The sequence below is a fragment of the Ruegeria sp. CG11 genome, from assembly GCF_056537245.1.
In genome coordinates, this window is record NZ_JBQFRE010000001.1 from 1,192,605 (window position 1) to 1,218,567 (window position 25,963).

Below are 25,963 nucleotides of genomic sequence, written 5' to 3' on the forward strand. Positions count from 1 at the left end.
CCCTTTCGGAAAGGAAGACACGATGAAAATCGAGAAAATTCACCACGTCGCCTATCGCTGCAAAGATGCCAAGGAGACCGTCGAGTGGTACGGCAAGATGCTGAACATGGATTTCATTCTGGCCATTGCCGAGGACCACGTGCCGTCAACCCACGAGCCTGATCCCTACATGCATCTGTTTTTGGATGCGGGTGACGGCAACGTTCTGGCGTTCTTCGAACTGCCCACCAAGCCCGAGATGGGCCGCGACCCGAATACGCCGATCTGGGTGCAGCACATCGCCTTCAAGGTCAAAGACCGTGCAACCCTGATCGAGTTCAAGGAGCATCTGGAAGCCAACGGCGTCGAGGTCCTTGGGGTCACCGACCATTCGATCTTCCACTCGATCTATTTCTTCGATCCCTCGGGCCACCGGATTGAACTGGCCTGCCCCGATCCAGAGGAAGAAGCGATGCTGGCGCGGATGGACGAGGTGAAATGGCTGATGCTCGAAGATTGGTCAAAAACCAAGAAAGCGCCAAAACACGCGGATTGGCTGCACGCCAAAGAGCTTAACAAAACCACCTGATGCACGGCCCCGCGCCGGGTGTCTGATCCGGCGCGGGACCTGATTGCTGACGGGTTTTGGCAACACGCTAAGAAATGCTGGAAGAGGTCATGAAACTCTATTCCTATTGGCGTTCGACGACCTCTTACCGGGTCCGAATTGCCCTGAATCTCAAAGGTCTCAGCTATGAAACCTCTCCGGTCAATCTGGTTGCCGGAGAGCAGCGTGCCCCCGATTACGCCGCCCTCAACCCCGGCAAGGGGGTTCCGACCCTTGTCCTTGGGGACGGCACCGTTCTGACCCAGTCGCTTGCGATCATCGAATATTTGGACGCCACCGTGCCGGAGCCGCCGCTGCTGCCGACAGACCCACTGATGCGTGCCCGCGTTCAGGCCGCCGTACAGACCATTGCGATGGACATCCACCCGGTGAACAACCTCAAGGTCATGACCTACCTCAAGGCCCATATGGGGCTTACTGCCGACGGCCAGCTTGACTGGTTCCGCCATTGGATGACCGAAGGGTTTGCCGCCTATCAGGCCATGCTGCCAAAGGGCACAGCGTTCAGCTTCGGGGAAACCCCCGACCTCGCCGATATCTGCCTTGTTGCCCAACTATACAATGCGCATCGCTGGGGCGTTGATATGTCCCCCTTCCCCCGCCTTCTCGAGATTGAGGAACGCGCCCTGTCCCTTGCCGCGTTCAATGACGCGCGCCCCGAAAACCAGCCCGACGCGGCTTAAAGGTGAAATCATGACGAAACTGCTTCCCTCGTGGGTCGAAAGCGCAAACTCTGCCGCGACCGACTTCCCGCTCAACAACCTGCCCTACGGCGTTTTCAGAACCGAAGCGGGCACGCTGCACTGTGGCGTTGCCATTGGGGACATGATCCTCGATCTCACGCGGATGGAAGCGGACGGCAAAGTTGATCTGCCTGAGACGGCCGTGTTTGCGAACGGATCGTGGAATGGCTTCATGGCGCTTGGCGCCGGGGTTTGGGAAAAGTTCCGCGCCATGCTGACCGAGGCACTGGCCGCTGGCTCGGCCCGTCAGGACGAACTGACCCCCTATTTGGTGCCGATGGCCTCGGTCACGATGGCAATGCCGTTCGACGTCTCCGAGTACACAGATTTCTACGCGGGCCGCAATCATGCGTTCAATGTCGGCACCATGTTCCGTGGCCCTGAAAATGCCCTGCCCCCGAATTGGCTGCATATCCCGATTGGCTATAACGGTCGGGCGTCCTCGGTCGTGGTCAGCGGCACCGATGTGCGCCGCCCGTGGGGACAGCTGAAGGGCCCCGATATGGAGGCGCCGATCTTTGCGCCGTCCCGGCGGTTTGATCTGGAACTTGAGATGGGCGCGATTGTCGGTCAGCCCTCGAACGACCCCGTATCGGTTCAGCAGGCCGATGACATGATCTTTGGCTATGTCCTGTTGAACGATTGGTCCGCGCGCGACATTCAGGCGTGGGAATACCAGCCGCTCGGCCCGTTTCAGGCCAAGGCCACAGCAACCTCGATCAGCCCATGGATCGTAACAAAAGCGGCACTGGAGCCCTTCCGCATCTCGACTCCCGAGCGTGAGAAGGAGTTGCTACCTTATCTACAAGAGCCCGGCCCGATGCTTTATGATATCGCGCTTGAGGTCGGTCTGGCTCCGAATGGTGCAGCAGAGACGGTTATCGCGCGCACCAACTACAACGAGATGTATTATTCGGCGGCCCAGCAACTGGCACATCACACGACCAGCGGCTGCCCAATGCGCGTGGGTGATCTGCTTGGATCGGGTACGATTTCCGGCCCGGAAAAGGAAAACCGCGGAAGCCTGTTGGAGCTTAGCTGGGGCGGCAAAGAACCTCTGACGCTGGACAGCGGCGAGGCGCGCAGCTTTCTTGAAGACGGTGATACGCTGACCCTGCGTGGCGCGGCCCATGGCGACGGGTACCGTATCGGGTTTGGCCCCTGCACGGGCACGCTGCTTGCGGCCAACGATCGTTAGTGACTGGAACGGGCAGAGGTCACTTCGGTCTCTGCCCTCTTTGTCAGTCGGTTTTGGCGACCTTCATCAGCGCCGTTATGCCCCGCTCCAGCGCCTCGCGATCCTCGGGGGTCAGCGCGTCAAGCATACGATTTGCCCGTTCCCGCACCTTCGGCTCTAAAACTTGGAACTCACGCAGTCCTTCGGGCGTGCAGCGATACACACGAATTCGACGATCCGTGTCTGAGATCTCGCGCACGATCAGCCCCTTTTCATCAAGCCGCTTTGCGGCCCGGCTGACCTGCACTTTGTCCAGCGTTGTGCGGCGCGCAAGGTCGAGGGAGGTGACACTTTCCGCGTTCGCCAGCAGAAACAATAAACGCCATTCCTCTCGCGAAAGGCCAAGTTCACGCTCGTAGACGTCCGTCAGATTTCGTGAGAAAGCTTCGGACGCCACGGCCAATCGATAGGGAAAAAAAGAATCGAGTTGCATATTAGGTGTAGAGTAAATCAACATCGTTGCATCTGCAACGATGTTGATTATTCACAGTTCGCACTCAATATGAAGCTCGGATCCCTTCGCTATGTGAAGCCGACGCTGTTGTTATGTCACGTATTTTTGGAACGATCAGAGCTGGCGGCGCACCGGGCGCATTTAATCCGTTATCTCTGTAAAAACCCCAATGTCGTGGGCCTTCCAGCGCTGGTGTGCTTTTGATCGGGGAGGAGAGGTGTCGAAATCGACACCCCCTATTTCGCTCCTCCGTCGCTTATCGGATCTGCACCGTGGCGGAGAAAAGATACTCGGCCAGCGCATTCTCTACCACCGAAACGGCAGAGCGGGTCTGTTCCGGCAGAGTCACGGACACGCGCCTTCCTCGGGCACCGCCGTCGGTGGCGGTGATTTCTGCACCCGGAATTATGTGCACCAGAAAGATCAGCTCGGTAACGGCAGGCTTGGCAGCCTCGACGCGAAGCTTCGGTTTGTAGATCTTGCCCACGGTGGTCAGCGGAGCTTTGTCCACTATAACTACCTGTCTGGGCCAAGCAGTACACCCGCGTAGGCGTCGGATTTGCCGACAGCCGCCGCAACGGCGAAGGCGGGGTGATCAGTCATCAAGTTCTCGATCATGGCGGGGTCGATATTGTGGCCACTGCGGATGATCAGATCCTTGAACCGACCGGCAATAAAGATCCGGCCATCGGCATCCTGTTTCCCCAGATCGCCCGAGCGCGCCTTGCTAAAGATCAGAAGGTCCATCGGCTGTTTTTGGATCGCCTCGGCAAAGTCCACGACCCCTTTCAACCGGCGGTGGTCCCGGAGGCGCGATGCGCAAAAGGATCAGACCGAGGACCTGATCACGGATTCCAGCGCCCATTCCCGGATATCCAGCTGTGGATGCGGCCCGAGGGTCACCAGGACGTTGACCTCGGATGCCTACAGCAGAATGTTGATCGGCACCGCATAACCCGCCGTCACGGCCACCCAGTGGATCACGTAAGTTTCGATCAGCAAGAGCAGCGTATTGGCCACACCCGGTGCAAGCCAGCCTGCCGTTTCCACCAGAGTCGTCTCCTGCAGTTTTCTTGCCAGCCCTTAAGACCGCCATTTCACATCGGCAACGAACCTGCGCCGTCTGTCCGGCGTACGCTACGCCATTGGGTTTTTAACCAATACCCAAGCTGTTACGGCAACCGGCACGGTTGAGATCAAGTTGGCCGAACGTATTCACAACCTCAAACTAGATCGGCGCCGTATCAGGGGTCGCTTGGTCCACGTGAACTGTGCCGACTTATTCAGCGGCAATATCTTGCGGGCCGCCTGTAAGCTCTGACACCTGCGCAGCAATGTTCGGATCGGAACTGTTGGCCAATAGCCAGCCTTGAATTTGGGCCGGGCTGAGCTTCCGGGCTCCCAACTGCCGCTCGAAAATTGTGCCTAGGTCACTTTCACGCGGAAAGAAGCGATCGAACAGGCGACGCGCCGTTGCCGCGCTTACCAGTCCGAGTTCGGTATGAACATCGGCACGGCCGGGCCGGATCAGAGCCGGGTCCAGCTTTTCCTTGTGATTTGTCGTCATGATCAGCGCCCGTCCCTCCTGGGCTGCGACACCGTCGATGGCGTTGAGCAGGCCCGAGAAGCTGACGCCTGATCGTTTTTCCCCACCCTCGCGTTGCGTAAACACGGCATCCACATCTTCGATAGCGATCAGGGACCCTGCCGGCGCACATGTCATCGCTTCGCGCAGATCATCGTCGGTCAGGGTGGCACGACCAATATCCAGCGTTGCGATATCCAGCGACAGCTCTGACGCCAGCGCGCGAATAAGGCTGGACTTGCCCGTGCCCGGCGGACCATGGAACAGATAGCCCCTCCGCCACGGAACACCGCGCGCTGCGTACCAGTCGCTCGCACCATAGAACCATCGCATGTCGTCCAGCACTGACTGGATGCGGTTGTCGTCCACCAGCACGGTATCGATGGATCGTCGCGGGACATCGCCGACATGATCCCAGTAGTCTCCTTTCAAAATGTGCAGGCCGGGGCCGATCCGGTCCTTGCTCAGAGCGATCCGCCGCCCCTCTAATATCCAATCGAGCATGGTCCGCACCGACCCGAACAGGACGGTGACGTTCAGCACCTCCATTGGCCGTTGGTTGTGCGACGCGCCCACTTTTGCCTTTTCGTTGATGCCACGTTCCAACCGGCAGAGATGCCCGCGCCAGAAAAACCAATGACGCCCCGGCGCAGGCGCATAGCCCTTGGTGCCGCTGGCCCATCTGCTGTCCGTCATACGCACATGCCGGGAATGGGCCAATATGTTGTTGTGCTCCATCCATAGGCAGAAATGGCGATAGGCCGCGCTCCGGTTGTCCAAAGTCAGGCTGACCCAGATGCGCCTGACCACCACTTGATAGAGCGCGATAAGAGCGACACGCAGAAAAGCCACCACCACGCCGAACGCCCCAAGCGCCAAACCACCCGCGAAGAAATCGCTGGCCAGCGCGTTGGTCAGGAATTGATCGACCATTTCCATCTAGCCCCCCTGTTCTTCGCAAAAGTTCTGCCCCCTGAAGCACCGCACCGGATTGCCACGCTCCAAGGCGTGGTGCAGTTGGTTCCGGGCGGCCCGCTGCGCAACTTCATCCGCTGCAATCCGGGCGGCCAGCAACTGCCGCAGGCGCGCCAAAGCCAGGGACTTGTTGCGATGCTGCGAGCGTTCCTCGCGCGCAACTGCCGCAAGCCCGGTCGGCCCGTGCACCGCACGTACTGCGCTGTCCGTCGTGTTCTGGTGCTGCCCGCCGGGCCCACCTGCCCGGAAGGTCTCAAACGTAACGTCCCGCTCATGAAACCGATCCGGTGCCAGCGCGGGCGCGGTAAGGTCAAACACTCCGACAAACCAGTTGGCGCGTTTGTGCTGCGGGCGCAGATTGCTTTTCACCCGCCACCGGATTGTGCCGCGCCACCGGCTGGCGAAGGTCGCGGCATCCGCACCGCCAAGCAACACAACAGCCGATTTGAACCCGTGTTTCGTGGGCGATCCGCTTGCATCGAAATCCACGGCGAGAAGCTCGGCCTCGTGGCGCATCGTATTCAGCACGCCCGCAACGGCCTGTTGGCACTCAGCCGGGCCGCTGCCACTGGTGATCAAGAGGGTAAGGTGTCCAGCCGCAGTCATGACCACCTCCGCTCGCGTGTTTTCTTGAACGTCAAAAGCGGATGGAACTCTGCCACACAATGCGCAGCGCCCGTGCGTTCCAGATCCTCGGCGACGGCCTTGGCCGATTTATAGGCCAAAGGTGCCTCCTCGATCAGAAGATCGCGGTCCTCACACAGGATGCGCCCCCCATAGGGCGTGCGCTGCATGGCTTCGATATCGGACCGTTTTGCACGCACACGACCATGCATCGAGGACCGGTCATACCGCCGCCCTGCACCGTGGGCGAGGCTGTTCAGCGCATCACCATGATCCACAGAAGACATCAGATAGCTGGGGCTTGCCCGCGACCCGGCCAGAGGCACAAACCCTGCCCCTGCGACAGCGGCGCCCTTGCGGTGCAACCAGCCGTCCTTGCGCTGTTCGAGCAGGTTATGCGGCGCATCCACCAGCACGGTCAGATCGGCCCGCAGCGCCTCGGACGCGCGCTCAGCAATAATCCGGCGATTGAGGCTGGCCCAGCGGACCGCCCTGTCGTGATCCCGCACATACGCCCGCGCCTCTGCGCTATCAGGGGTCATGCCTGAGAAGGCATCCTGCGGCAAAGCGTTGAGAACGGCAGAGCCGAACCCGCGCGACCCGGAATGCACCAGCAGAAAATGCCGTGACTTATCGAGGTCGGCACTTCCGTCGGTGTCAGCCAAGGTCTGCACTTCGCAAAAGTGATTACCGCCACCCACCGTGCCCAGAGAAGCGGCAAACTGATCCGGGGACAGGTCGATTTCCTCAAGACGCCCGCGATGGTCCCGGGAAGCAGGCTCTCCCAGAACCCGCATCCGCCGCAGCACCTTTTCCAGCTTCAGCTTGCGCAGAGGCAAATCCAGCTGAAACAGCGACATGCCGCAGCCGATATCGTTACCGATCAGTTGAGGGAAAATCCGATCCGCCAGAACGGCACACCCGACCGGCCCGTGCTTACCGGGGTGCAGGTCGGGAAACGCCGCGATTTTCCGCACCCCTGCCCGGCCGGCGATCTCTTCAAGTTGTTGCTCGGCCCGTCCGTCGATCCAGGCCGCAGATGTATAGAATTTCGTGATGATGCCACCGCCGGACACAGCAGGTGCGCAACCATCCAAGACAGAATTGCCCATGAGATAGTACCCAAAATACGTATAAAGACACGTCGGCCAAGCGCCGACGAACTTGATCAAAACTGATCTGATTTCAGCTTAGGTATTGATCGGCCCCGAAAGGGCAAAATGACGAATAAGCATGTGTGTCCCTTTCCTGGTTGGCGTTACGATCTGGGTCCAATGGACCGGATGGAGGTTGTCGTTTACTGAACCGCGCCGATTCCATCAAAGTGTTTTGAAGACAGTCAGCAGTCCCTGTTACCGAATCGCAACAGCATTGTGCCCGAACGGCCACTCAAACCACTATCGTAACGCGGTGCGCTTACCGCGCCTCAATCGGTTCCAGTTTTTCGCTAAATGGTCGATGACTTCATCCGGTCTGTTTCGGTTCTGCTGAAAAAGCTGTTCTGGGCCGACCTCGAGATAGGCGTTCTCAATCCATGTGTTGTAGCCCCGGAAGAGCCGCAAGTCCGTCATCGGTTCCGCCGTGTAGCATTTACGACGCCCCAGACGAAATCCCAGCCCGTCCCCAGATCGATAACCGACCTGACCCATCCCGATTAGCAACAGCCACACTGGCCAACATCCATGATCGAAATGTTCATGCCCTCGCGATGTTCGATGAAAGTCTGACACAAGCGCACACGCTCACCCCGAAAAACGATCCGGGCTGAAGGCCTGTATGTCGGTCTGGGACTGTCGGTTTGCAATCTCATCCGCCACCAACCGGGCCGTTGTCGCGCCCAGCGTCAAACCCAATTGCCCGTGGCCCGTTGCGAAAGTGACATTCGCCAGCCGTCCGCTGCGACCAATGATCGGCCGGGTATCAGGTGTCAGTGGCCGTCGTCCGAACCGGCGTTCGGCGTTGCCCGTCTGCAACCCTGGCAGAACCCGCCGTGCCTTTTCCACCAATATGTCTGCGCGGTTCCAGTTAGGACGCGCGTTGACACCCGCGAATTCAATTGTCCCGGCGACGGCTAGCGCACCATCATAAGGCGTGATGCCGAACCCGCCCTTCGCATAGAACACGGTATGGGACAGATCGACTCCGCAGTCCTTCAAGGCGGTGGAATAGCCGATGACACCTTCGATCCGCAGTGGAACACCCAATTCCGCAGCCAACTCGCGGGACCGTGTACCTGCGGCCAAGACAAATTCGTCAGCAGCAATAGTACGACCATCTTGCAGCTTTACGGCCGTTACCTGACGGCCGTTCCGGTCAAAGCCGATTGCGCTGCCGGAGATGACCGTTCCCCCACGATACAAGTAGGCTTCGTGCAGCGCCTCAACCAGTCGCTTCGGTTCGGTCACGAAACTCCAGTCGCGCAGCAGGGCAGCGTATTTGAAATCCGGCGCGATGGCCGGGTCGATGTCATGTGCGTCGCCGCCGCTGACCTCTTCGATCGAGCACCCCAGCTCGCGCGCCAGATCAAAGGCCGCGGCCATGTTGGCGCGATCGTCATCCCCGTCAAACAGCTTGATGACAGGGCGTTCTACCAACAGTTCCGGGCGCCCGATATCAGCCAATTGCGCCTTGAAATCCGCAGTTGCCAGAAAGGTCAGCCGCGCCAAATCGGCCGCAATGGCCCGCATTTTCGAGGGGCGCGCATTGGCGACAAATCGGGCGAACCACGGCGTCAATCGCAGGGCCGAGCTTGGGCGCAATGTCAAAGGCGCTTTGGGATGCATCAACAGGCCGGGCACTTTCATCAGCATTCCGGGCTGAGACAGCGGAACGATTTCGCCCACGGCGATGCATCCGCACGAGGCCCAACTGGCCCCCTCACCCACCGGACCCGGTTCAATGACGGTGACATCGAACCCCTCGGCCTGCAAAGCCAACGCGCAGGAAATACCTACGACGCCACCGCCGATCACCACCAATTCAGGCATGTCCTGCGACCTTTCCTACAGCGACTGCAACTGTGCCAGCAGGTCCGGCGCAACTGAAACTCCGTTCGCTTCGGTCACTGCGCGGTTTTTCAGCCGCCCATCACCGGGCACGCGCGCGGCTCCGTTGCCCTCGATCTCGGCGCAGATGCGGGTGATGTAATCGTTGAACGCCGGGTTGCCGAACCGGCTTGGGTCAATAGCGATAAGGGTTGCCCCGCCTTTGATGTTGAGGGCCTCAAAGGACTCGCGTTCCTGATTGTCGACCGACAAGGTGCCGCCTGCCAGCGCCGCACCCAGCACCTCGATCAGGAAGGCAATGGCAGCGCCCTTGTGTTCGCCAAAGGGCAACAGGCTGCGGGTTTCCAGAATGGCGTTCGGATCGGTGCTGGGCTGGCCATCGGTATCCAGCCCCCCGGCGCGCGGTAGGTCATGGCCCTCGGCCGCGGCCATCTTGATATCCATCAGAGCCACCATCGAGGATGCCTGATCCCAGACAATCGGCTCGCCCCCCGGACGCGGGCACGCAAAGGACATCGGGTTTGTGCCAAAGACCGGGCGCACCCCACCCTGTGGCACGACCATGGACAAAGAGTTCACGACCCCCAACGCCACAAGCCCCGCCTCAGCCAGCGGCCCGGTGTCAAAGCGCAGCGCGCCCAGATGGTGGCAATTGGCGCATGTAAAGGCCGCAATCCCGTTCTCGCGCGCCATCTCAATCAGCTCTGCCCGTGCCGCCAATGCGGCTACCTGATAGAACCCGTTGTCGCCATCGCCACGTAACACACCGGGCGCTATTCGCCGGATTGACGGCGCAGCCTTCGGGTTAGCGTAACCCGATGACAGATATTGCGCATATACCGGCAGCAAGCGCAGCCCATGGCTGCGGGGGCCATCGCGTTCGGACATCCGTACAAGATCTGCTATGACTTCACTGCTATGTGCATCAAGGCCTGCGGACACAAGGACAGATTTGGCCAATGCCTTCACCTCTTCGAGTGAGAGCGTTTTCGTCGGGGCGTCAGTCATATTCCTCATCCTGTCCTTGTGTCTGGCTGGCGGGCGCTTGCACGCCCGTGTTTTCAGTTACGAGTTCTGATATTCCAGCTTCTTCTTGGCAACAAATTCGTCAAGTGCCCCGCGCTGATCATCCGGCATCGGCGGCTTGACGTAATTGTCCAACATGCGTTGCGCCTCTTCGTTGCCGACGGTTTCGGCGGTCTTCGACCCCTCTGCTTCCCACTGTTCGAAACTGTCATTGTTCTGCAGCGGGTTCATGTGCAGCGGGTTTTCCCGGGTATGGTCTGTTCCAAGGAAGTGTCCGCCGGGGCCGATCTCGGCAATGTCATCCAGAATTGCGTCCAGGTTTTCCTCCTCAAGACCGCTGAAGAACCGGTGGAAGTTCTCAAGCTGCCGTGTGTCCTGCACCCATTTCGAGTAGCTGACCCCAAGTGCGCCTTCCAGAAAACCGGCCGAATGCACGATGTAGTTGGCCCCACCCAGCAGCACCGGCCACATGGTGTTGGCCGTATCAAACGCCGCCTGCATGTCCGGGGACTTCGCGCCGGTCCACATCGTGCAGGTCCGCCACGGGACGCCATAGAACCGCGCCATCTGGCCCACCAACAGGTTCATCAGCCCCGGCTCGGGTGAGCCCATCATCGGCGCACCGGTCTTCATCGACACACCCATGATCGCCACGCCCAGAACCATCGGCGCGCCACGCCGGATGATCTGGCTATAGGCCATGCCCGCAAGCGATTCGGCGATCAGCAGCGCCACACCGCCCTGCGGGCTGGCCGGCGTTGAGGCCCCCGCCAGAACGAATGGCGACAGCAGGCAAGGCTGGTTGGCGCTGGCATATACCCGCAGGCTTTCCAGCATGGTTTCGTCCCACACCAGCGGCGTGTTGCAGTTCAGCAGCGCGGCCATCACCACGTTGTTGTCCACAAACTCTTCACCGAACACGATGCGGGTCATCTCAACCGAGTCGCGTGCAGCCTGTTCCGACAGCACCGACCCCTTGATCGGCTTGTCCGTCAGCGTCAACGCCGCGTGGACAAGCTCAAGATGGCGCTGTGGCACGGGCACGTCTTGCGGTTCGACCGGCAGGACGCCCGGAACCATCATCGACTGGCTCATCTGGCTGAGCTTGAAGAAGTTGTGCGCATCTTCCAGCATCGACGGACGGCGCACGCCATCAAGCCCATAGACAAACGGGGCGCCGTAAGCGTTCGCGAAAACGGAGTTCCGGTTACCTACACGTAATGAACGGTCCGGATTGCGTGCCGCATAGCCCCATTCCGACGGAACTGCCGAGATCAGGTCCATCAGCATGTCCCGGCCAATACGGACCCGCTCTCCCTGAACATCGGCGCCGTATTTCTTCCAGTCAGCCAGGGCCACAGGGTCACGGAATTCGATACCGGTGGTTTCCAGGATCGTCATGGCCGCGTTGTGGATCTTCTCGACCCCTTCGGGGCCAAGCAGATCAATCGGTCCGATTTTGCGGTTCAGGGTCGGCAGGTACACCGGTGGCGGATTGGTGCGGGCCTGCACCCGCGCTGCGCGGCCACCCCGGCCAGAACGTGCTCTTGCTTGTGTCATTGCATCCCCTCCGGATCAGGCGCGGGCGCGGGCGCTGGTTGGGTCAACGGCGCAGACATCGATCACCTCGGCGTCACGCATTTCATTGTGCACCAGAACCTGCATTTTTGTGCCAGGTGCGGTCATGTCCTGCGGCACCAACGCCATCGCGATGTCGTGGTTGCAGTAATACGAGAACCCGCCCGAAGTGACGCGACCGATCAGATTGCCATCGGTATAAACGCCCTCGTCGAACATCACCGAGGTATCGCAGAACGGCAGTTTCAGCGTGACCAGAACATTATACCCGCCCGCCTCTTTCTGAGCCAGAAGCGCCCCCTTGCCGATGAAGTCGCGTTCGCAAACCTGACCGCCGACTTTTTCGGTCATGGCCACAAAGCGGCCCAGATCGGCCTCGTACGGGGTCATGTCCTTGCATATTTCGCGATTGATGGCGCGATAGGATTTTTCAAGCCGCATGGATTCGAGCGCCTCAAGCCCGAACGGCTTCACGCCCGCTTTCAGCAACTGATCCACGATGTGGCGGTTATAGCCAACCGGGTGGTGCAGTTCCCAGCCCAGCTCACCGGTATAGGATACGCGCAGAAGGTGCACACCTTTTGCATAGCCCACTTCACCCATCTGGGCAGAAAGCCACGGGAAGGCCTCGTTCGACAGATCGTTGTCCGTCAGCTTCGACAGGATTTCGCGAGAGTTCGGACCGGCCAGCGCGATCACGCCCAGCTGTTCCGAGATATCCTCCATGATGACAGAGCCGTCCTTGGGCAGCAGGCGCTGCAACTGATCCCAGTTATAAGCGCGCCAGTTCGGGGTCGAGATCAGATAGAAGTCATCTTCGGCATAGCGCACGATGGTGTATTCCGCGTCCATGCCACCCTTGTCGTTCAACATCAGCGACAGGGTCATACGGCCCACCTTGGGCAATTTGTTCGCCATCAGATCGTCCAGCCATTTGGCAGCGCCCGGTCCGCGCACCGTGAACTTGGTCATCGGCGACATTTCAATGAAGCCAGCCTCTTCCCGGGTGCGGCGCACTTCTTCCTGCACCAGCTCCATGTGGTCGGTGCGGCGGAAGCTGTGCTCGGGAATGGCCTCTTCCGGAGACTTGGCGAACCAGCGGGGGAATTCGTAGCCGTTGAAACTGGTCCAGACCGCGCCTTGTGCGGTCAGCAGGTCATAAGATCCCATGGTTTTCATCGGGCGTGCATTCGGGAAATCCTCGCCGGGGACATGCGCGTCCATATGGGTACCCCAGGTTTCGCGCACCTTGTCCATGGTCCAGCGCTTGGAGGCGTAGTCCGAGAAGCGGCGTGGATCAAGTTCCGACATGTCCATGCCCGGATCGCCATTGACGATCCACTTGGCCAGACGGTTGCCCACGGTGCCGCCCCACAGGATGCCGCCCGGCATACCTTCGGCCAACCACAGGTTCTCATGCCCCGGTGCGGGACCGGCCAGCGGCAGCTCGTCCGGGGTCATCTGGAACGGGCCGCGGGTGTTTGCCTTGATGCCGACTTCACCCAGTGTCGGGACGCGTTCGATGGCGCGCTCCCACTGGGTTTCCACTGCGTCGAAATCTTCGGGCAGCAGGTCGGCGCCAAATTCCGGCGGCACGCGGTCTTCGGCAAACAGTTTGAGGTCTTTAGTAAACTCGTAGGGGCCGAACTGGATGCCGCCCACGTCTTCACGCAGATAGGCACCGTAATCCTCGTCGCGCAGGATCGGGAATTCTTTCAGGCCCTGCGCGCGACGCTCTTTCAGCAGCGGCACGGTTTCGGTGGTCCAGTATTGGTGCACGATCGGGATACAGGGCAGGTCCAGCCCCACCCGGCGTGCGTTCTCGCGGGCATAGTTGCCGGTGGCAAAGATCAGGTGTTCACAGGTGATCTCGCCCTGATTGGTGGTCACCTTCCAGTGGCCATTGTCCAGCTTTTCGTAAGATTGCGCTTCGGTATTCTGATAGACCTTCGCGCCCGCATCCCGCGCCAGCTTGGCCAGCGCCATGGTGATGTCGGCCGGGTTCACATAGCCGTCTTCGGTGTGCAGGATACCGCCACGAATATCGGGGCTTTGATTCAGCAACGGATGAATTTCGGCGATCTCTTCCGGCGTTACCAGCTTGCAGGGCACGCCTGCGGCTTCGGCGATCGAAATGTAGGACTGAAACTCATCCCAGCGCTTCTCGGTATTGGCGACGCGCAACTGGCCCACTTTACGCAGCCCAACCGAGGCACCCATCTTTTCCTCAACCTCGGAATAGATGCGGATGGTTTCCATTGTCATCTTCGACACATTGTGCGACCGCACAAAGGTCACCAGCAGACCCGCTGCGTGCCAGGTCGATCCCGAGGTCAGCGTCGTACGCTCCAGCATGACCGCGTCCGAACACCCATGTTCGGTCAGGCCATAAAGGATCGATGCCCCAACGCACCCGCCACCGACAACCACAACTTTTGCATGCGACTTCATTCAATCGACTCCCTAACTTGCGCCGAAAACCGGCAGAAACCCGGACCTTCTGACACGTCGTTGAAGCCGGGTTCGTCCGGGAATGCAGGCAAGCACGTCACCATGTACGCCCCTGCTGCCTGAGACAGGCACCTCCCCGAATGCTGAGGGCTAGCATTGCGGTCGGTTGACCAATAAGCAATTGCAAAAAAATTCACTTTGAATTACTTCAGCTAAACCAAGAACGACATGTTCATGGATAAAACAACGGAAATCAGCCACTACAGGTCAGAGAACCTTGCCCAAAGGCCCATATGAACTTCCCCCATTTGGTTCATTGATCAGCTTCGAGGCTGCGGCGCGCCATGTTAGCTTCAAAACGGCTGCAGCAGAACTGAACGTGACCCCTGCGGCAATCAGCCACCAGGTCAAATCGCTGGAGCAAGAGCTGAACTGCTCGTTGTTTCGTCGTCACCATCGCGGGGTTGAGTTGACCGAAAGCGGGGCCTACCTGTTGGTCGCTCTGCAGCGCGGGTTAGAAGGTATCAGTGAGGCCTTGCAGCAGCTGCGGTCACAATATGACAGATCCGGCGTGACGATTCGGTCCAGCACGGCCGTCAGCTCGCTTTGGCTGACGCCCCGACTGGCGCAATTCTGGAAAAGCTACGGGCATATATCGGTGACGCAAGTGGTCACGGATCTGGGGTTCGACACATCGAAATGCGATCTCAGCATCTTCTATGGCGACGCCTCGCAAGAGAAGGCGAACCACCATGTCCTGTTTCGTGACCGCATCATGGCCCTCGGCAGCCCACGGTTTCTTGAACAAAACGGCATCACTGGAATTCAGGACCTTGCGCGTGTTCCTTTGATTCATCTTGATGCGCCGGGAACGGGGTGGACGGATTGGCGCGAGTGGACCAACCAGCTGGGATATGACGGGCCTTTGAATTCAGCGCATCGTGTCAACAATTACACCATTGCCCTTCAGGCCGCACAAGACGACATGGGGGCCGTGCTGGGATGGGAGGGGCTGACATCCGATCTTGTCGCATCCGGGAAGCTGGTCAGCCTGCTGCCGCAGGCAATCTCCTCACCGCTGGACTTTTACGTCGCGCTTCACAACACTGCATCTGATCGCGCCAATCTTGTGTATCAATGGCTGGCGGAAACCACCTGAATTTTCTTGCTTTATTGGTGGCTTAAAGCATTTTTAACAGACCCTTCTGCGACTTCTGCAGTATTTCAGTGCTCAATTGATTCCAGACGATTACTTTGATTGCCAGCCTGGCATCACGTCGCCACCGCCATGAAACACGTCGGTTTTGGTGAAGCCCGAGGTAGAGCGATCACTCTACCACTTTTTCATGATCGACATGAAAAACCAAATTGCCGCCCGTCTGCATGGTCAGTTCGAGGAAATGGGGTTTGCCGGACCCGGTGTCGAGGCTCTGCGCGCGGGCGCGGATGTTTCGCTGAGAACCCTTTACAAGTATTTTCCCAGCCGCGAGGCGATGGTGGTCGGCGCGCTGCAGCACCGAGACCGCGCCTATGCAGACTGGATCGGCGAAGGTCCCGAGGACGGCGCGGCGCGTGTTGTCCATGTTCTTCAACGGCTGTCCGACTGGCTGTTCGGGATATCGAATTGCGGTTGCCTGTTTCGCAATGCCTTGTCCGCTTACCCCGACAGTGCCCCGATACGCGCAGCGGTCGAAGCACATAAGTCCGAAGTGCGGGCACAGTTTCGCCGTCGGCTTCTTGATGTCGCTCCGGAATGCGATGCGGACACGTTGGTCGACCAGATGTTTGTTCTGCACGAAGGCCTGACCGAAGCCGCCCGCCTGATCGGTCCGGAACGGGCCAGCCGCCAGACACTCGAGACCGCAGCCCTGATCCTGGCTGCGGCAGGCATTGAATAACCCCTTCAAACCAACAGAAAGCCCCGACATGAAACTGAAGGAAATCCACATCTACTCCCATGACCTGCCGGTCAAAAATGGCCCTTATACGATGGCCAGCGGCGCGGTTTGGGCACTGGGCACCACCCTTGTCAAACTGGTGTCGGACACCGGTCATGTCGGCTGGGGCGAGACCTGCCCGGTCGGCCCAACCTATGCCGAGGCCCATGCGAATGGCGCGCGTGCTGCGCTGCAGGTGATGGCCGAAGGGCTGATCGGCGCCGAGGCAACACCGGGCACATTGCGCCGCAAGATGGACACTCTGCTGACCGGTCACAACTATGCCAAGGCCGCGCTGGATATCGCTGCCTATGACCTTTTCGGCAAGTCTCTGGGCGTCAATGTCGCAGACCTGTTGGGGGGCGCAGTGACCAACCGAGTGCCGTCGTACTACGCCACCGGCGTCGGCACGCCGGATGACATTGCAAAACTGGCCAAAGAGAAGCTGGACGAAGGCTATCCGCGCTTGCAAGTCAAGGTCGGCGGTCGCCCTGTCGAGATCGATATCGAGGTGATCACCAAGGTCTGGGAGGTCGTCAAAGGCTCTGGTATGCGTCTGGCGGTGGATGGCAACCGCGGCTGGACAACCCGCGACGCCCTGCGCGTCAGCCGGGAATTGCCGCATGTGCCCTTCATCATGGAGCAGCCCTGCAACACCGTGCAGGATCTGGAAAAGATCCGCCCGCAGGTCAGCCACGGCATCTACATGGATGAAAACAGCGTCGATCTGAACACGGTTATTTCGGCGGCCGGCACCGGTCTGGTGGATGGATTTGGTATGAAGGTCACGCGCATTGGCGGCCTGACCCATATGCGCGCCTTCCGCGACATCTGCGAGGCGCGCAACCTGCCGCACACCTGCGACGATAGCTGGGGCGGCGACATCATCGCCGCCGCCTGCACCCAGATCGGCGCAACCGTCAAACCCGAACTGTGCGAAGGCGTCTGGCTGGCCGCGCCCTATATCGAAGGCAACTACGACGCCGAAAACGGCATCCAGATTGTGGGTGGCCATATCGAACGTCCAACCGGGCCGGGTCTGGGTGTGACCCCTGATGAGGCGCTCTTTGGCGCGCCCGTTACGTCTTTCGGAGGCTGAGATGATCCCCGAAACAATGAAAGCCGTCCTGCTGACAGGCCATGGCGGCATCGACAAACTGGACTATCGCGCCGACGTGCCTACGCCGCAGCTGGGGCCGGGCGAAGTGCTGATCCGCGTCGCCGCAGCGGGTGTGAACAACACCGATATCAACACGCGCATCGGGTGGTATTCCAAGGCCGTTACGGCTGATACCGAAACCGGCGGGGCCGAAGGGTTCGATACGGTTGACGACGATGACGCAAGCTGGTCGGGCGTACCGCTGACCTTTCCGCGCATCCAGGGCGCCGATGTTTGCGGCCATGTCGTAGCTGTTGGCGAGGGCGTGGACCTCGCCCGCATCGGCGAGCGAGTGATCGTGCGCAACATGCTGCGGACCTATGTGGATTACCGCCCCTATGAATGCTGGACCATCGGCAGCGAATGCGACGGCGGGTTCGCCCAATACTGCAAGGCCCCCGCGCAAGAGACCCACGCCGTTGCCTGTGACTGGTCCGATGCCGAACTGGCCGCGATCCCCTGCGCCTATTCCACTGCCGAAGGCATGTTGCACCGCGCAAATGTCGGGGCCGAAACGGTTCTGATCACCGGCGCCTCGGGCGGCGTCGGCTCGGCTGCCGTGCAATTGGCCAAGCGGCGCGGTGCCACCGTCATCGCGCTGTGCTCCCCCTCCAAGGTCGAGGCTGTCCGGGCACTGGGTGCTAACCGTATTCTGGACCGCGATGCCGACCTGGTTGCCGAACTGGGCGCAGGGTCGATTGACGTGGTGGTTGATCTGGTGGCCGGTCCGCAATGGCCCAGCCTGCTGGACGTGCTGCGCCGGGGTGGCCGCTTTGCCACTGCAGGAGCCATCGCCGGACCGATCTGCGAGATCGACGTGCGCACGCTCTACCTGAAAGACCTGACACTGTACGGCTGCACGTTCCAGGAAGACATCGTATTCGAAAGCCTCGTGAAATACATCGAGGCCGGTGAAATCCGTCCTGTCGTAGCCAAGACCTACCCGCTGTCCGACATCGCCACCGCGCAAGAAGACTTTCTGGCCAAGAAACACACCGGCCAACTTGTGCTGATCCCGCCGCAGGAGTGATCGATGAAGATCAGGAAAATCGACCTTTTCGAGCTGCACCTGCCCTATTCCGGCGGCAGCTACGAGTTGTCGGGCGGTCGGATCTATACCGGATTCGACAGTGTCATGGTCTGCCTGACCGCCGATGACGGTACCGAAGGCTGGGGCGAAACCACTCCCTTCGGCCCCAATTACATCGCCGCCCACGCCCGTGGCGCGCGGGCCGGGATCGAAGAGATTGCTCCGCATCTGATCGGTCGCGATCCGCGCGATGTGGATCGGATCAACGACGCGATGGACGAGGCGCTTTTGGGGCACAACCACGCCAAGAACGCCATCGATCTGGCCTGTTGGGACATGTTCGGAAAATCCGTAGATCTGCCGGTCTACAAACTGTTGGGTGGCAGCACGGGAAACCGGCTTCCGACGATCAGTTCGATCTATGCGGGCACCCCGGAAGACATGCGCGCGCGTGTCGCCGAGCACCGCAAGATGGGCTACATGGGCCATTCCGTGAAAGTCGGGGCACTGGACAGCGAAGGCGGCCCGCAACTGGACGCCGAGCGTATCGCAGCCTCGCTGGCGGATCGTCAGCCGGGCGAATACTTCATCGTCGATGCCAATGGCGGGCTGATCCCCGAGACCGCCTTGCGGATGCTCCGCGCGCTGCCGGACGGGTTGGATTTCGTGCTCGAGGCCCCCTGCGCCACCTGGCGCGCAACCCTTTCATTGCGCCAGCGCTGCGATGTGCCGATCATCCTTGATGAGCTGGCGCAGGAAGATGGTGACATCTCGAAACTGGTGGCACTGGACGTGGCGGACGGGATCGGGCTGAAGATATCGAAGGCGGGCGGCCTGACCCACGCACGCCGCCATCGTGATATCTGTCGGGCCGCCGGTCTGACGATCAGCGTACAGGATACTATCGGCTCCACCCTGTCAGCCGCTTCAATCTTTCACATGGGGGCCACCGTGCCCGAGCGCCTGTTGCGCTGCGTGCTGGACCCGCGGGATATGGTGACGGTTCAAACTGGCAGCTTCGACGCGCCGATCAAGGACGGCGGCGTTGTGCCGCCCGATGCGCCCGGCCTCGGCGTCACCGTCAATCGCGACCTTTTGGGCGACCGGATCGCGACCTGGGAAGCATAACGGGGTCCGGGGCAGTGTATGCCCCGGATTGTCCCTTTCCTCGGATTACTCCAACGACACCCAAAGAACTTGCGCGTCCTCCTTGCTGGTCGACACGCATCCATGCCCCATGCTGCTGTCGTAATAGAGTGAATCCCCCGCCTTCATCGGCAGCGGGCGGTAGTGCTCCGAGATAAAGATCAGCTCACCGCTCAGCACATACATGAACTCTTCGCCCGAGTGGCGGACCCACGGGTCGAACTCGGAAATGTCGCGCGCCCGGATCGTCGCCACATAGGGCAGCATCCGCTTGCTGGTCAGATCCGAACACAGCAGCTCGTGCAGATAGGTAGCGGTTTCGCGAAACTCGCCCTGCCCCTTTGGCGTATAATCCCGTCGACCGGTGATACCCGTCTGACCTGATTGAAGAAACAGCTGCGGTGGTTTCAGATCCAGCGCCTGGGTCAGGCGTCGCACGATCTCGAAACTGGGTTTTGTCTGGTTGTTTTCGATCTTGGACAAAGTGGAACGGCCGATTCCCGCCGCGCGTCCGGCCTCTTCCAGCGTCCAACCTTTTTCCCGCCGCGCATCTCGAATCGAGCGCCCCAAAGCGGCACCTTCGTCCAGTTCCTCAGGTGTTGAGGCTTCGTTCCTTTGGTCTTCGCCCATGAAAATCTCCCTATTCTACCGCAGGTTACACGCTCCCCTATTCGCACGCAACTTTACGAATACGAGATTTTTGTTGATTTGCGGGAACTAATTCCACTATAGGAAACAAATTCTCGAACCAGGGATTCGAAGAAGAGGAGGAGACTATGTTCAAGACGTCGCTGGCCGAGGCCGACCCGAAAATCGCTGCATCGATTGCGCGTGAAGGCACACGTCAGGCCGAACAGATCGAGCTGATCGCATCCGAAAACATCGTCTCTCAGGCCGTGATCGACGCCCAGGGCTCGGTGCTGACCAACAAATACGCCGAAGGATATCCCGGCCGCCGCTACTATGGCGGGTGCGAATATGTGGATGAGGTCGAAGTCGAAGCGATCGAGCGGCTGAAACAGCTGTTCGGCTGTGAATACGCCAACGTGCAGCCGCATTCGGGCGCGCAGGCAAACGGCGCGGTAAAGCTGGCGCTGCTCAGCCCCGGCGACACGATCCTTGGCATGTCACTGGATGCTGGCGGTCACCTGACCCACGGCGCAAAGCCCGCGCAATCCGGCAAATGGTTCCGCCCGGTGCAGTACGGTCTGACCGAGGCCGGTCTGATCGACTATGATCAGGTTGAGGCGCTGGCCAAAGCCGAAAAGCCCAAGCTGATCATCGCAGGTGCGTCAGCCTATTCGCAAAAAATCGATTTTGCCCGGTTCCGCGCCATTGCTGATGAGGTTGGCGCCTGGCTGCTGGCCGACATGGCCCATATCGCCGGGCTGGTTGCCACCGGCCTGCACCCCTCGCCCATCGGTCACGCGCATGTGGTGACCTCGACCACCCACAAAACCCTGCGCGGCCCGCGCGGCGGCATCATCCTGACCAATGACGAGGCCCTGGCCAAAAAGATCAATTCGGCCGTGTTCCCCGGCCTGCAAGGTGGCCCGCTGATGCACGTGATCGCAGGCAAGGCTGTGGCCTTTGGCGAGGCGTTGAAGCCCGAGTTCAAAGACTACATGCAGCGCGTGGTCGACAGCGCGGCGGCTCTGGCCAATGTCATGATGGCGCGCGGTTGTGACATCGTATCCGGCGGAACCGAGAACCACTTGATGCTGGTCGACCTTCGCCCCATCGGCGTGACCGGCAAGGACGCCGAGGCGGCGCTGGAGCGGGCCGGCTTCACCTGCAACAAGAACAGCGTACCCGGCGACCCGGAAAAACCCACCATCACCAGCGGCATCCGTCTGGGCACCGCCGCCGGGTGCAGCCGCGGCTTTGGCCCCGAGGAGTTCAAGCAGATCGGTCACCTGATCGGTGACGTTCTGGACGCGCTGGCGCAGTCGCCCAATGGCGATGAGACCGTCGAAAAAGCGACTCGCGAAAAAGTCCGCGCCCTGTGCGCAAGCCACCCGATCTACTGAAAGACCAAGAAATGACCTACGACCTTATTGTCATTGGCGGCGGCCCGGGCGGCTATGTTGCTGCCATCCGCGCGGCACAGCTGGGGCTGAAAGTGGCCTGCGTCGAAGGACGCGGGGCACTGGGTGGAACCTGCCTGAATGTGGGGTGCATTCCCTCCAAAGCGTTGCTGACCTCCTCGGCCAAATATGCCGAACTTGCACATCTCTCCTCCCATGGCATTGCGGTCGAGGGGGCCAGCATCGATGTACCCACGATGATGGGCCGTAAGGACAAGATCGTCGGTGAACTGACCAAGGGCATCGCGTTCCTGTTCAAGAAAAACGGCGTTGATCTGATTGAAGGCTGGGCAAGTATCCCGGCCGCCGGTCAGGTCAAGGTGGGCGATGAAACTCATGAAGCCAAGAACATCCTGATCGCCACCGGCTCGGAACCCACCTCTCTGCCAGGCATCGAGATTGACGAACAAGACGTCCTGAGCTCAACCGGTGCAATTGCGTTGGAGAGCGTGCCGGAGCATCTGGTCGTAATCGGTGCAGGCGTGATCGGACTTGAGTTGGGTCAGGTTTGGGCCCGTTTGGGCGCAAAGGTTACCGTGGTCGAGTATCTGGACCGTGTTCTGCCTGGAATTGATGGTGAGATCGCCAAGCTGGCACAACGCGCCCTATCCAAGCGCGGATTGAAATTCCAACTCGGGCGCGCACTGAAATCGGTCAACAAGACCGATGCCGGTCTGGAACTGATTGTTGATCGTGTCGGCAAAGACAAGGAAGAAGTGATCGAGGCAGACAAGGTTCTGATCGCCGTTGGTCGCCGCCCTGTCACTCGTGGGCTGGGATTGGAAGAACTGGGCGTAGCAGTAAACCCGCGCGGCTTTATCGAGGTGGACGGGTCGTTCCAGACCTCGGTTCCCGGCATTTATGCGATTGGCGACTGCGTGCCCGGCCCGATGCTGGCGCACAAGGCCGAAGAAGACGGCGTGGCCTGCGTTGAAACTCTGGCAGGCCAAGCCGGTCATGTAGATTACAATACCGTTCCGGGTGTTGTTTACACCGATCCCGAGGTCGCCTCGGTCGGTCTGACCGAAGAAGCGCTGAAAGAAGCAGGCACCGAATACTCGGTTGGCAAGTTCGCCTTCATGGCCAACTCGCGCGCCCGATCGACTGGCGAAACCGACGGCGCGGTCAAGGTACTTGCTGATACTAATGGCAAAATTCTGGGTGCGCATATCTGTGGTGCACATGGCGGCGATTTGATTGCAGAGCTGGTTCTCGCTATGACTAATGGTGCAACTGTCGCCGAGGTCGCTTCCACCTGTCACGCACACCCGGCCATGGGCGAGGCGGTCAAAGAGGCCTGCCTAGATGCCATGGGCCGAGCTATTCACGCCTGAACCGGAGTAGCCAGATGACCATCCAGCTTCGCCCCCGCCACCCTGAAAAGGCCAAGAAAGCCGACAGTGTCATCCCGCGCAAACCCAAGTGGATTCGCCGCAAAAAGATCGAAAGCGCGGAGTATTACGAAACCCGCCGCCTGATGCGTGACCATGATCTGGCGACGGTATGCGAAGAGGCCGCCTGCCCCAATATCGGCGAATGCTGGTCCAAGCGTCACGCCACGATGATGATCATGGGCGAGGTCTGCACGCGCGGCTGTTCCTTCTGCAACGTGGCGACCGGGCGACCAGACGCGCTGGACGCGTTCGAACCCGGCCGAGTTGCAGCGGCGGTCAAGAAGCTGGGCCTGCGCCACGTGGTGATCACCTCGGTCGACCGCGATGATCTGGCCGACGGTGGGGCCGAGCATATCGCCCAGACCATCCGCGCCGTACGCCATCAGAACCCCGGCACCACGGTCGAAGTTCTGACCCCCGACTTTCTGGGCAAGGGCGACGCGGCAGACGTAGTCTTCGAGGCCGCCCCGGACGTGTTCAACCACAACCTTGAAACCGTCCCGCATCTGTATCCGACAGTCCGCCCCGGCGCGCGCTATTACACTTCGTTGCGGCTACTGGACGATGCCAAACGCGCCAACCCCGAGATTTTCACCAAATCCGGCCTGATGGTCGGGCTTGGCGAATGCATAAACGACGTGCGGCAGGTGATGGATGATTTGCGCGCCGCGAATGTCGATTTCCTGACCGTCGGTCAGTACCTGCAGCCAACCCCCAAACACCACCCGATTGACCGATTCTGGTCACCGGAAGAGTTCGCCCAACTGGAGCAAATCGCACGCTCCAAAGGCTTTCTGCACGTGTCGGCCACACCGCTGACCCGTTCCTCGTTCCACGCGGACGAAGACTTTGCCGCCCTCAAGCAGGCCCGCCAACGGGCCATTGCCGGGGCATAACCAAACGCAAATGGGAGGGATACCATGGAAGCGTTAAATTCAATCGTAGGGGCCATTAATGGCGTCGTGTGGGGGCCGCTGATGCTGGTTCTCATTCTGGGCGTCGGCTTCTTCCTGCAGGTCGGGCTGAAATTCATGCCGATCCTGCGCATTGGCACAGGCTTCAGCCTGCTGTTCAAAGGCCGTGAAGGTCAGGGTGAAGGGCAAATCAGCCCGTTCAACGCGCTGATGACCTCGCTGTCGGCGACCATCGGTACGGGTAACATCGCCGGTGTGGCCACTGCTGTCTTCCTGGGCGGTCCGGGCGCTTTGTTCTGGATGTGGATGACCGCCCTGGTGGGCATGGCCACCAAATATGCCGAAGCTGTCTGCGCGGTGAAATACCGTGAAAAGGACGAGCTGGGCAACTTCGTCGGCGGCCCGATGTACTACATCAAGAACGGCCTCGGCGCGAAATGGGCCTGGCTGGGCGTCGCCTTCGCCCTGTTCGGCGGCATTGCGGCCTTCGGCATCGGCAACGGTGTTCAGGCCAACGGTGTGGCGCAGGTTCTGGAATCAAACTTCGGCGTGAACACCTCGGTCACCGGTGTAGTACTGATGGTGTTGACCGCAGCCGTGATCCTGGGTGGCATCACCCGTATCGGTGCGGTTGCCGGTAAGCTGGTTCCATTCATGGCCATCGCCTACATCATCGCGGGTCTGCTGGTCCTGATCATCAACATTGGCAACATCGGCCATGCACTGTCGCTGGTCTTTACCCATGCGTTCACCCCGTCTGCGGCCGAAGGTGGTTTCGCGGGTGCAGCCGTCTGGGCCGCTATCCGTTTCGGTGTGGCACGCGGCGTGTTTTCGAACGAAGCCGGTCTGGGTTCGGCACCGATTGCGCACGCAGCGGCTGAGACCAAAGGCCCGGTCAATCAGGGCCTGATCGCGATGCTGGGTACGTTCATCGATACCATTATCGTCTGCTCGATCACCGGTCTGGCGATCATCGCTTCGGGTGCGTGGACCTCGGGTGAATCCGGTGCGGCGCTGACCTCGCTGGCCTTCGCAACCTCGCTTCCGGGCGGCGGTCACCTGATCGCAATCGCGCTGTCGATCTTTGCCTTCACCACCATCCTCGGCTGGTCGTTCTACGGCGAGAAATGCGTCGAGTTCCTGCTGGGCGTCAAATCGCTGATGCCGTACCGCATCCTGTGGATCATTGCGATCTATTTCGGTGCGACAGCGGATCTGGGCTTTATCTGGCTGCTGGCGGACACGCTGAACGCCATGATGGCCATCCCGAACCTGATCGCCCTGGCACTGCTGAGCCCGATCGTCTTCAAACTGACGAAAGAGTTCTTCGCCTCGGGCGGCAAATCCGAAGAGCCCGGCGGCTCGCCTGCCGAATAACTTCGGAACGAACAACGGGGGGCCATCCCGGCCCCCCGCCTTTGAAACAGAATTCCATATCTCGAGGAGAGACGTGATGGCCACGAAAATCCTGCTGCCCATTGATCACACCGACGACCGCTCGTGGAAAAATGCCCTGCCAGTCGCATTGGAACAGGCGAAATTCTACGGAGCCGAACTGCACGCGGTTGCCGTCATCCCCGAGATCATCCAGCTGCCGAACCTGCCCGCCAACTATGGCGCCGGTGCCAAAGAGCACGTACGCAATGCTGTTCAGGCCGTTCTGGATCATGGCAATGCCTCCGACGTGGCAATCCACATCGAAGAAGGCAGCGTCTACCGCGAAATCCTGAAGCTCGCCTACAAAGACGGCTTCGATCTGATCGTCATGGCCTCGACCAAAGGCGATTTCCCGAATTATGAGATTGGCCCGAACCTGGCTCGTGTCGTGCGCAACGCGCATTGCACCGTGACCGTTGTTCGCGACCAATCCCGCTGATCGAAAGGTTTCTAAGATGACCGATATTAAGCGCACACCATTGCACTCATTGCATGTTGAGTTGGGCGGTAAGATGGTTGATTTTGCTGGTTGGGAGATGCCTGTTCAGTACCCGATGGGGATCATGGGAGAGCA

At 60.1% G+C, this 25,963-nt stretch carries 25 protein-coding genes and 1 pseudogene; 14 read left to right on the forward strand and 12 right to left on the reverse strand.

Features of this window, described 5'->3' with window-relative positions; translation table 11 throughout:
- The first annotated feature begins 22 nt into the window (after positions 1–22).
- From ACR0KW_RS05945 to fahA, 3 genes are all read left to right on the forward strand, one after another.
- Positions 23–568 carry a VOC family protein gene (locus ACR0KW_RS05945; protein WP_170328687.1) on the forward strand — a complete coding sequence of 182 codons (546 nt, stop codon included), beginning with the start codon at positions 23–25 and terminating at the stop codon, positions 566–568.
- Between the two features lie 89 nt (positions 569–657).
- Positions 658–1,290, forward strand: coding sequence for a maleylacetoacetate isomerase (gene maiA / locus ACR0KW_RS05950; RefSeq protein WP_480804158.1), 633 nt, complete (start codon positions 658–660; stop codon positions 1,288–1,290).
- A 10-nt stretch (positions 1,291–1,300) separates the two neighbouring features.
- A complete protein-coding gene (fahA, locus tag ACR0KW_RS05955) occupies positions 1,301–2,548 on the forward strand; it encodes a fumarylacetoacetase (RefSeq protein WP_480804159.1) in 1,248 nt (415 codons plus the stop codon).
- A 43-nt stretch (positions 2,549–2,591) separates the two neighbouring features.
- Here fahA and ACR0KW_RS05960 read toward each other — a convergent pair whose 3' ends face one another.
- The 11 genes from ACR0KW_RS05960 to ACR0KW_RS06010 all read right to left on the reverse strand — a co-directional run bounded on the left by ACR0KW_RS05960 (position 2,592) and on the right by ACR0KW_RS06010 (position 14,285).
- Entirely contained in the window at positions 2,592–3,044 is a 453-nt protein-coding gene (locus ACR0KW_RS05960; RefSeq protein ID WP_480804160.1) for a MarR family winged helix-turn-helix transcriptional regulator, read from the reverse strand.
- 253 nt (positions 3,045–3,297) lie between these two features.
- The gene (locus ACR0KW_RS05965) at positions 3,298–3,552 is read right to left on the reverse strand and encodes a hypothetical protein (RefSeq protein WP_480804161.1); all 255 of its coding nucleotides are present in this window, start codon (positions 3,550–3,552) and stop codon (positions 3,298–3,300) included.
- Between the two features lie 5 nt (positions 3,553–3,557).
- Positions 3,558–3,833 (reverse strand): hypothetical protein, encoded by a 276-nt coding sequence (locus tag ACR0KW_RS05970; RefSeq protein WP_480804162.1) that lies wholly within the window; start codon positions 3,831–3,833, stop codon positions 3,558–3,560.
- A gap of 132 nt (positions 3,834–3,965) precedes the next feature.
- Positions 3,966–4,091, reverse strand: coding sequence for a hypothetical protein (locus ACR0KW_RS05975; RefSeq protein WP_480804163.1), 126 nt, complete (start codon positions 4,089–4,091; stop codon positions 3,966–3,968).
- Positions 4,092–4,320: 229 nt separating this feature from the next.
- A complete protein-coding gene (locus tag ACR0KW_RS05980) occupies positions 4,321–5,565 on the reverse strand; it encodes an AAA family ATPase (protein ID WP_480804164.1) in 1,245 nt (414 codons plus the stop codon).
- A complete protein-coding gene (gene prfH / locus ACR0KW_RS05985) occupies positions 5,566–6,207 on the reverse strand; it encodes a peptide chain release factor H (RefSeq protein WP_480804165.1) in 642 nt (213 codons plus the stop codon).
- Positions 6,204–7,337 carry an RNA ligase RtcB family protein gene (locus ACR0KW_RS05990; RefSeq protein WP_480804166.1) on the reverse strand — a complete coding sequence of 378 codons (1,134 nt, stop codon included), beginning with the start codon at positions 7,335–7,337 and terminating at the stop codon, positions 6,204–6,206. Before ACR0KW_RS05990 ends, prfH begins: the two co-directional genes overlap by 4 nt.
- A 630-nt stretch (positions 7,338–7,967) precedes the next feature.
- Positions 7,968–9,212 carry an NAD(P)/FAD-dependent oxidoreductase gene (locus ACR0KW_RS05995; protein WP_480804167.1) on the reverse strand — a complete coding sequence of 415 codons (1,245 nt, stop codon included), beginning with the start codon at positions 9,210–9,212 and terminating at the stop codon, positions 7,968–7,970.
- 15 nt (positions 9,213–9,227) lie between these two features.
- On the reverse strand, positions 9,228–10,238 hold the full coding sequence (locus ACR0KW_RS06000) for an Ldh family oxidoreductase (protein ID WP_480804168.1): 1,011 nt from the start codon (positions 10,236–10,238) through the stop codon (positions 9,228–9,230).
- A gap of 57 nt (positions 10,239–10,295) precedes the next feature.
- A complete protein-coding gene (locus tag ACR0KW_RS06005; protein ID WP_480804169.1) occupies positions 10,296–11,816 on the reverse strand; it encodes a trimethylamine methyltransferase family protein in 1,521 nt (506 codons plus the stop codon).
- 15 nt (positions 11,817–11,831) lie between these two features.
- Positions 11,832–14,285: a GcvT family protein gene (locus ACR0KW_RS06010; RefSeq protein ID WP_480804170.1), complete on the reverse strand. Its 2,454-nt coding sequence runs from the start codon at positions 14,283–14,285 to the stop codon at positions 11,832–11,834.
- 277 nt (positions 14,286–14,562) lie between these two features.
- On the opposite strand from ACR0KW_RS06010, the gene ACR0KW_RS06015 reads away from it, so the two are divergent.
- The 5 genes from ACR0KW_RS06015 to ACR0KW_RS06035 all read left to right on the forward strand — a co-directional run bounded on the left by ACR0KW_RS06015 (position 14,563) and on the right by ACR0KW_RS06035 (position 19,539).
- Entirely contained in the window at positions 14,563–15,444 is an 882-nt protein-coding gene (locus tag ACR0KW_RS06015) for a LysR substrate-binding domain-containing protein (protein WP_480804171.1), read from the forward strand.
- A gap of 196 nt (positions 15,445–15,640) precedes the next feature.
- Positions 15,641–16,183, forward strand: a complete 543-nt coding sequence (locus tag ACR0KW_RS06020) for a TetR/AcrR family transcriptional regulator (RefSeq protein ID WP_480804172.1) — start codon at positions 15,641–15,643, stop codon at positions 16,181–16,183.
- Between the two features lie 28 nt (positions 16,184–16,211).
- Positions 16,212–17,321 (forward strand): mandelate racemase/muconate lactonizing enzyme family protein, encoded by a 1,110-nt coding sequence (locus ACR0KW_RS06025; RefSeq protein ID WP_480804173.1) that lies wholly within the window; start codon positions 16,212–16,214, stop codon positions 17,319–17,321.
- A 1-nt stretch (position 17,322) separates the two neighbouring features.
- Entirely contained in the window at positions 17,323–18,411 is a 1,089-nt protein-coding gene (locus ACR0KW_RS06030) for an alcohol dehydrogenase family protein (protein WP_480804174.1), read from the forward strand.
- 3 nt (positions 18,412–18,414) lie between these two features.
- Complete coding sequence (locus ACR0KW_RS06035) at positions 18,415–19,539, forward strand: mandelate racemase/muconate lactonizing enzyme family protein (protein WP_480804175.1); 1,125 nt, start codon at positions 18,415–18,417, stop codon at positions 19,537–19,539.
- A gap of 45 nt (positions 19,540–19,584) precedes the next feature.
- On the opposite strand, the gene ACR0KW_RS06040 is transcribed toward ACR0KW_RS06035, so the two are convergent.
- Positions 19,585–20,187 carry a helix-turn-helix domain-containing protein gene (locus tag ACR0KW_RS06040; RefSeq protein WP_480804176.1) on the reverse strand — a complete coding sequence of 201 codons (603 nt, stop codon included), beginning with the start codon at positions 20,185–20,187 and terminating at the stop codon, positions 19,585–19,587.
- 146 nt (positions 20,188–20,333) lie between these two features.
- Here ACR0KW_RS06040 and glyA point away from each other — a divergent pair, with 146 nt between their 5' ends.
- From glyA to gcvT, 6 genes and pseudogenes are all read left to right on the forward strand, one after another.
- Complete coding sequence (gene glyA, locus ACR0KW_RS06045; protein WP_480804177.1) at positions 20,334–21,587, forward strand: serine hydroxymethyltransferase; 1,254 nt, start codon at positions 20,334–20,336, stop codon at positions 21,585–21,587.
- Between the two features lie 11 nt (positions 21,588–21,598).
- Positions 21,599–22,978 carry a dihydrolipoyl dehydrogenase gene (lpdA, locus tag ACR0KW_RS06050; protein ID WP_480804178.1) on the forward strand — a complete coding sequence of 460 codons (1,380 nt, stop codon included), beginning with the start codon at positions 21,599–21,601 and terminating at the stop codon, positions 22,976–22,978.
- A gap of 14 nt (positions 22,979–22,992) precedes the next feature.
- Positions 22,993–23,934 carry a lipoyl synthase gene (gene lipA / locus ACR0KW_RS06055; protein ID WP_480804179.1) on the forward strand — a complete coding sequence of 314 codons (942 nt, stop codon included), beginning with the start codon at positions 22,993–22,995 and terminating at the stop codon, positions 23,932–23,934.
- Between the two features lie 24 nt (positions 23,935–23,958).
- Complete coding sequence (locus tag ACR0KW_RS06060; protein WP_170328708.1) at positions 23,959–25,329, forward strand: alanine/glycine:cation symporter family protein; 1,371 nt, start codon at positions 23,959–23,961, stop codon at positions 25,327–25,329.
- 76 nt (positions 25,330–25,405) lie between these two features.
- Positions 25,406–25,828 (forward strand): universal stress protein, encoded by a 423-nt coding sequence (locus ACR0KW_RS06065; RefSeq protein ID WP_480804180.1) that lies wholly within the window; start codon positions 25,406–25,408, stop codon positions 25,826–25,828.
- 16 nt (positions 25,829–25,844) lie between these two features.
- Positions 25,845–25,963 (forward strand): annotated as a pseudogene (gene gcvT / locus ACR0KW_RS06070) (glycine cleavage system aminomethyltransferase GcvT); the annotation flags it as partial.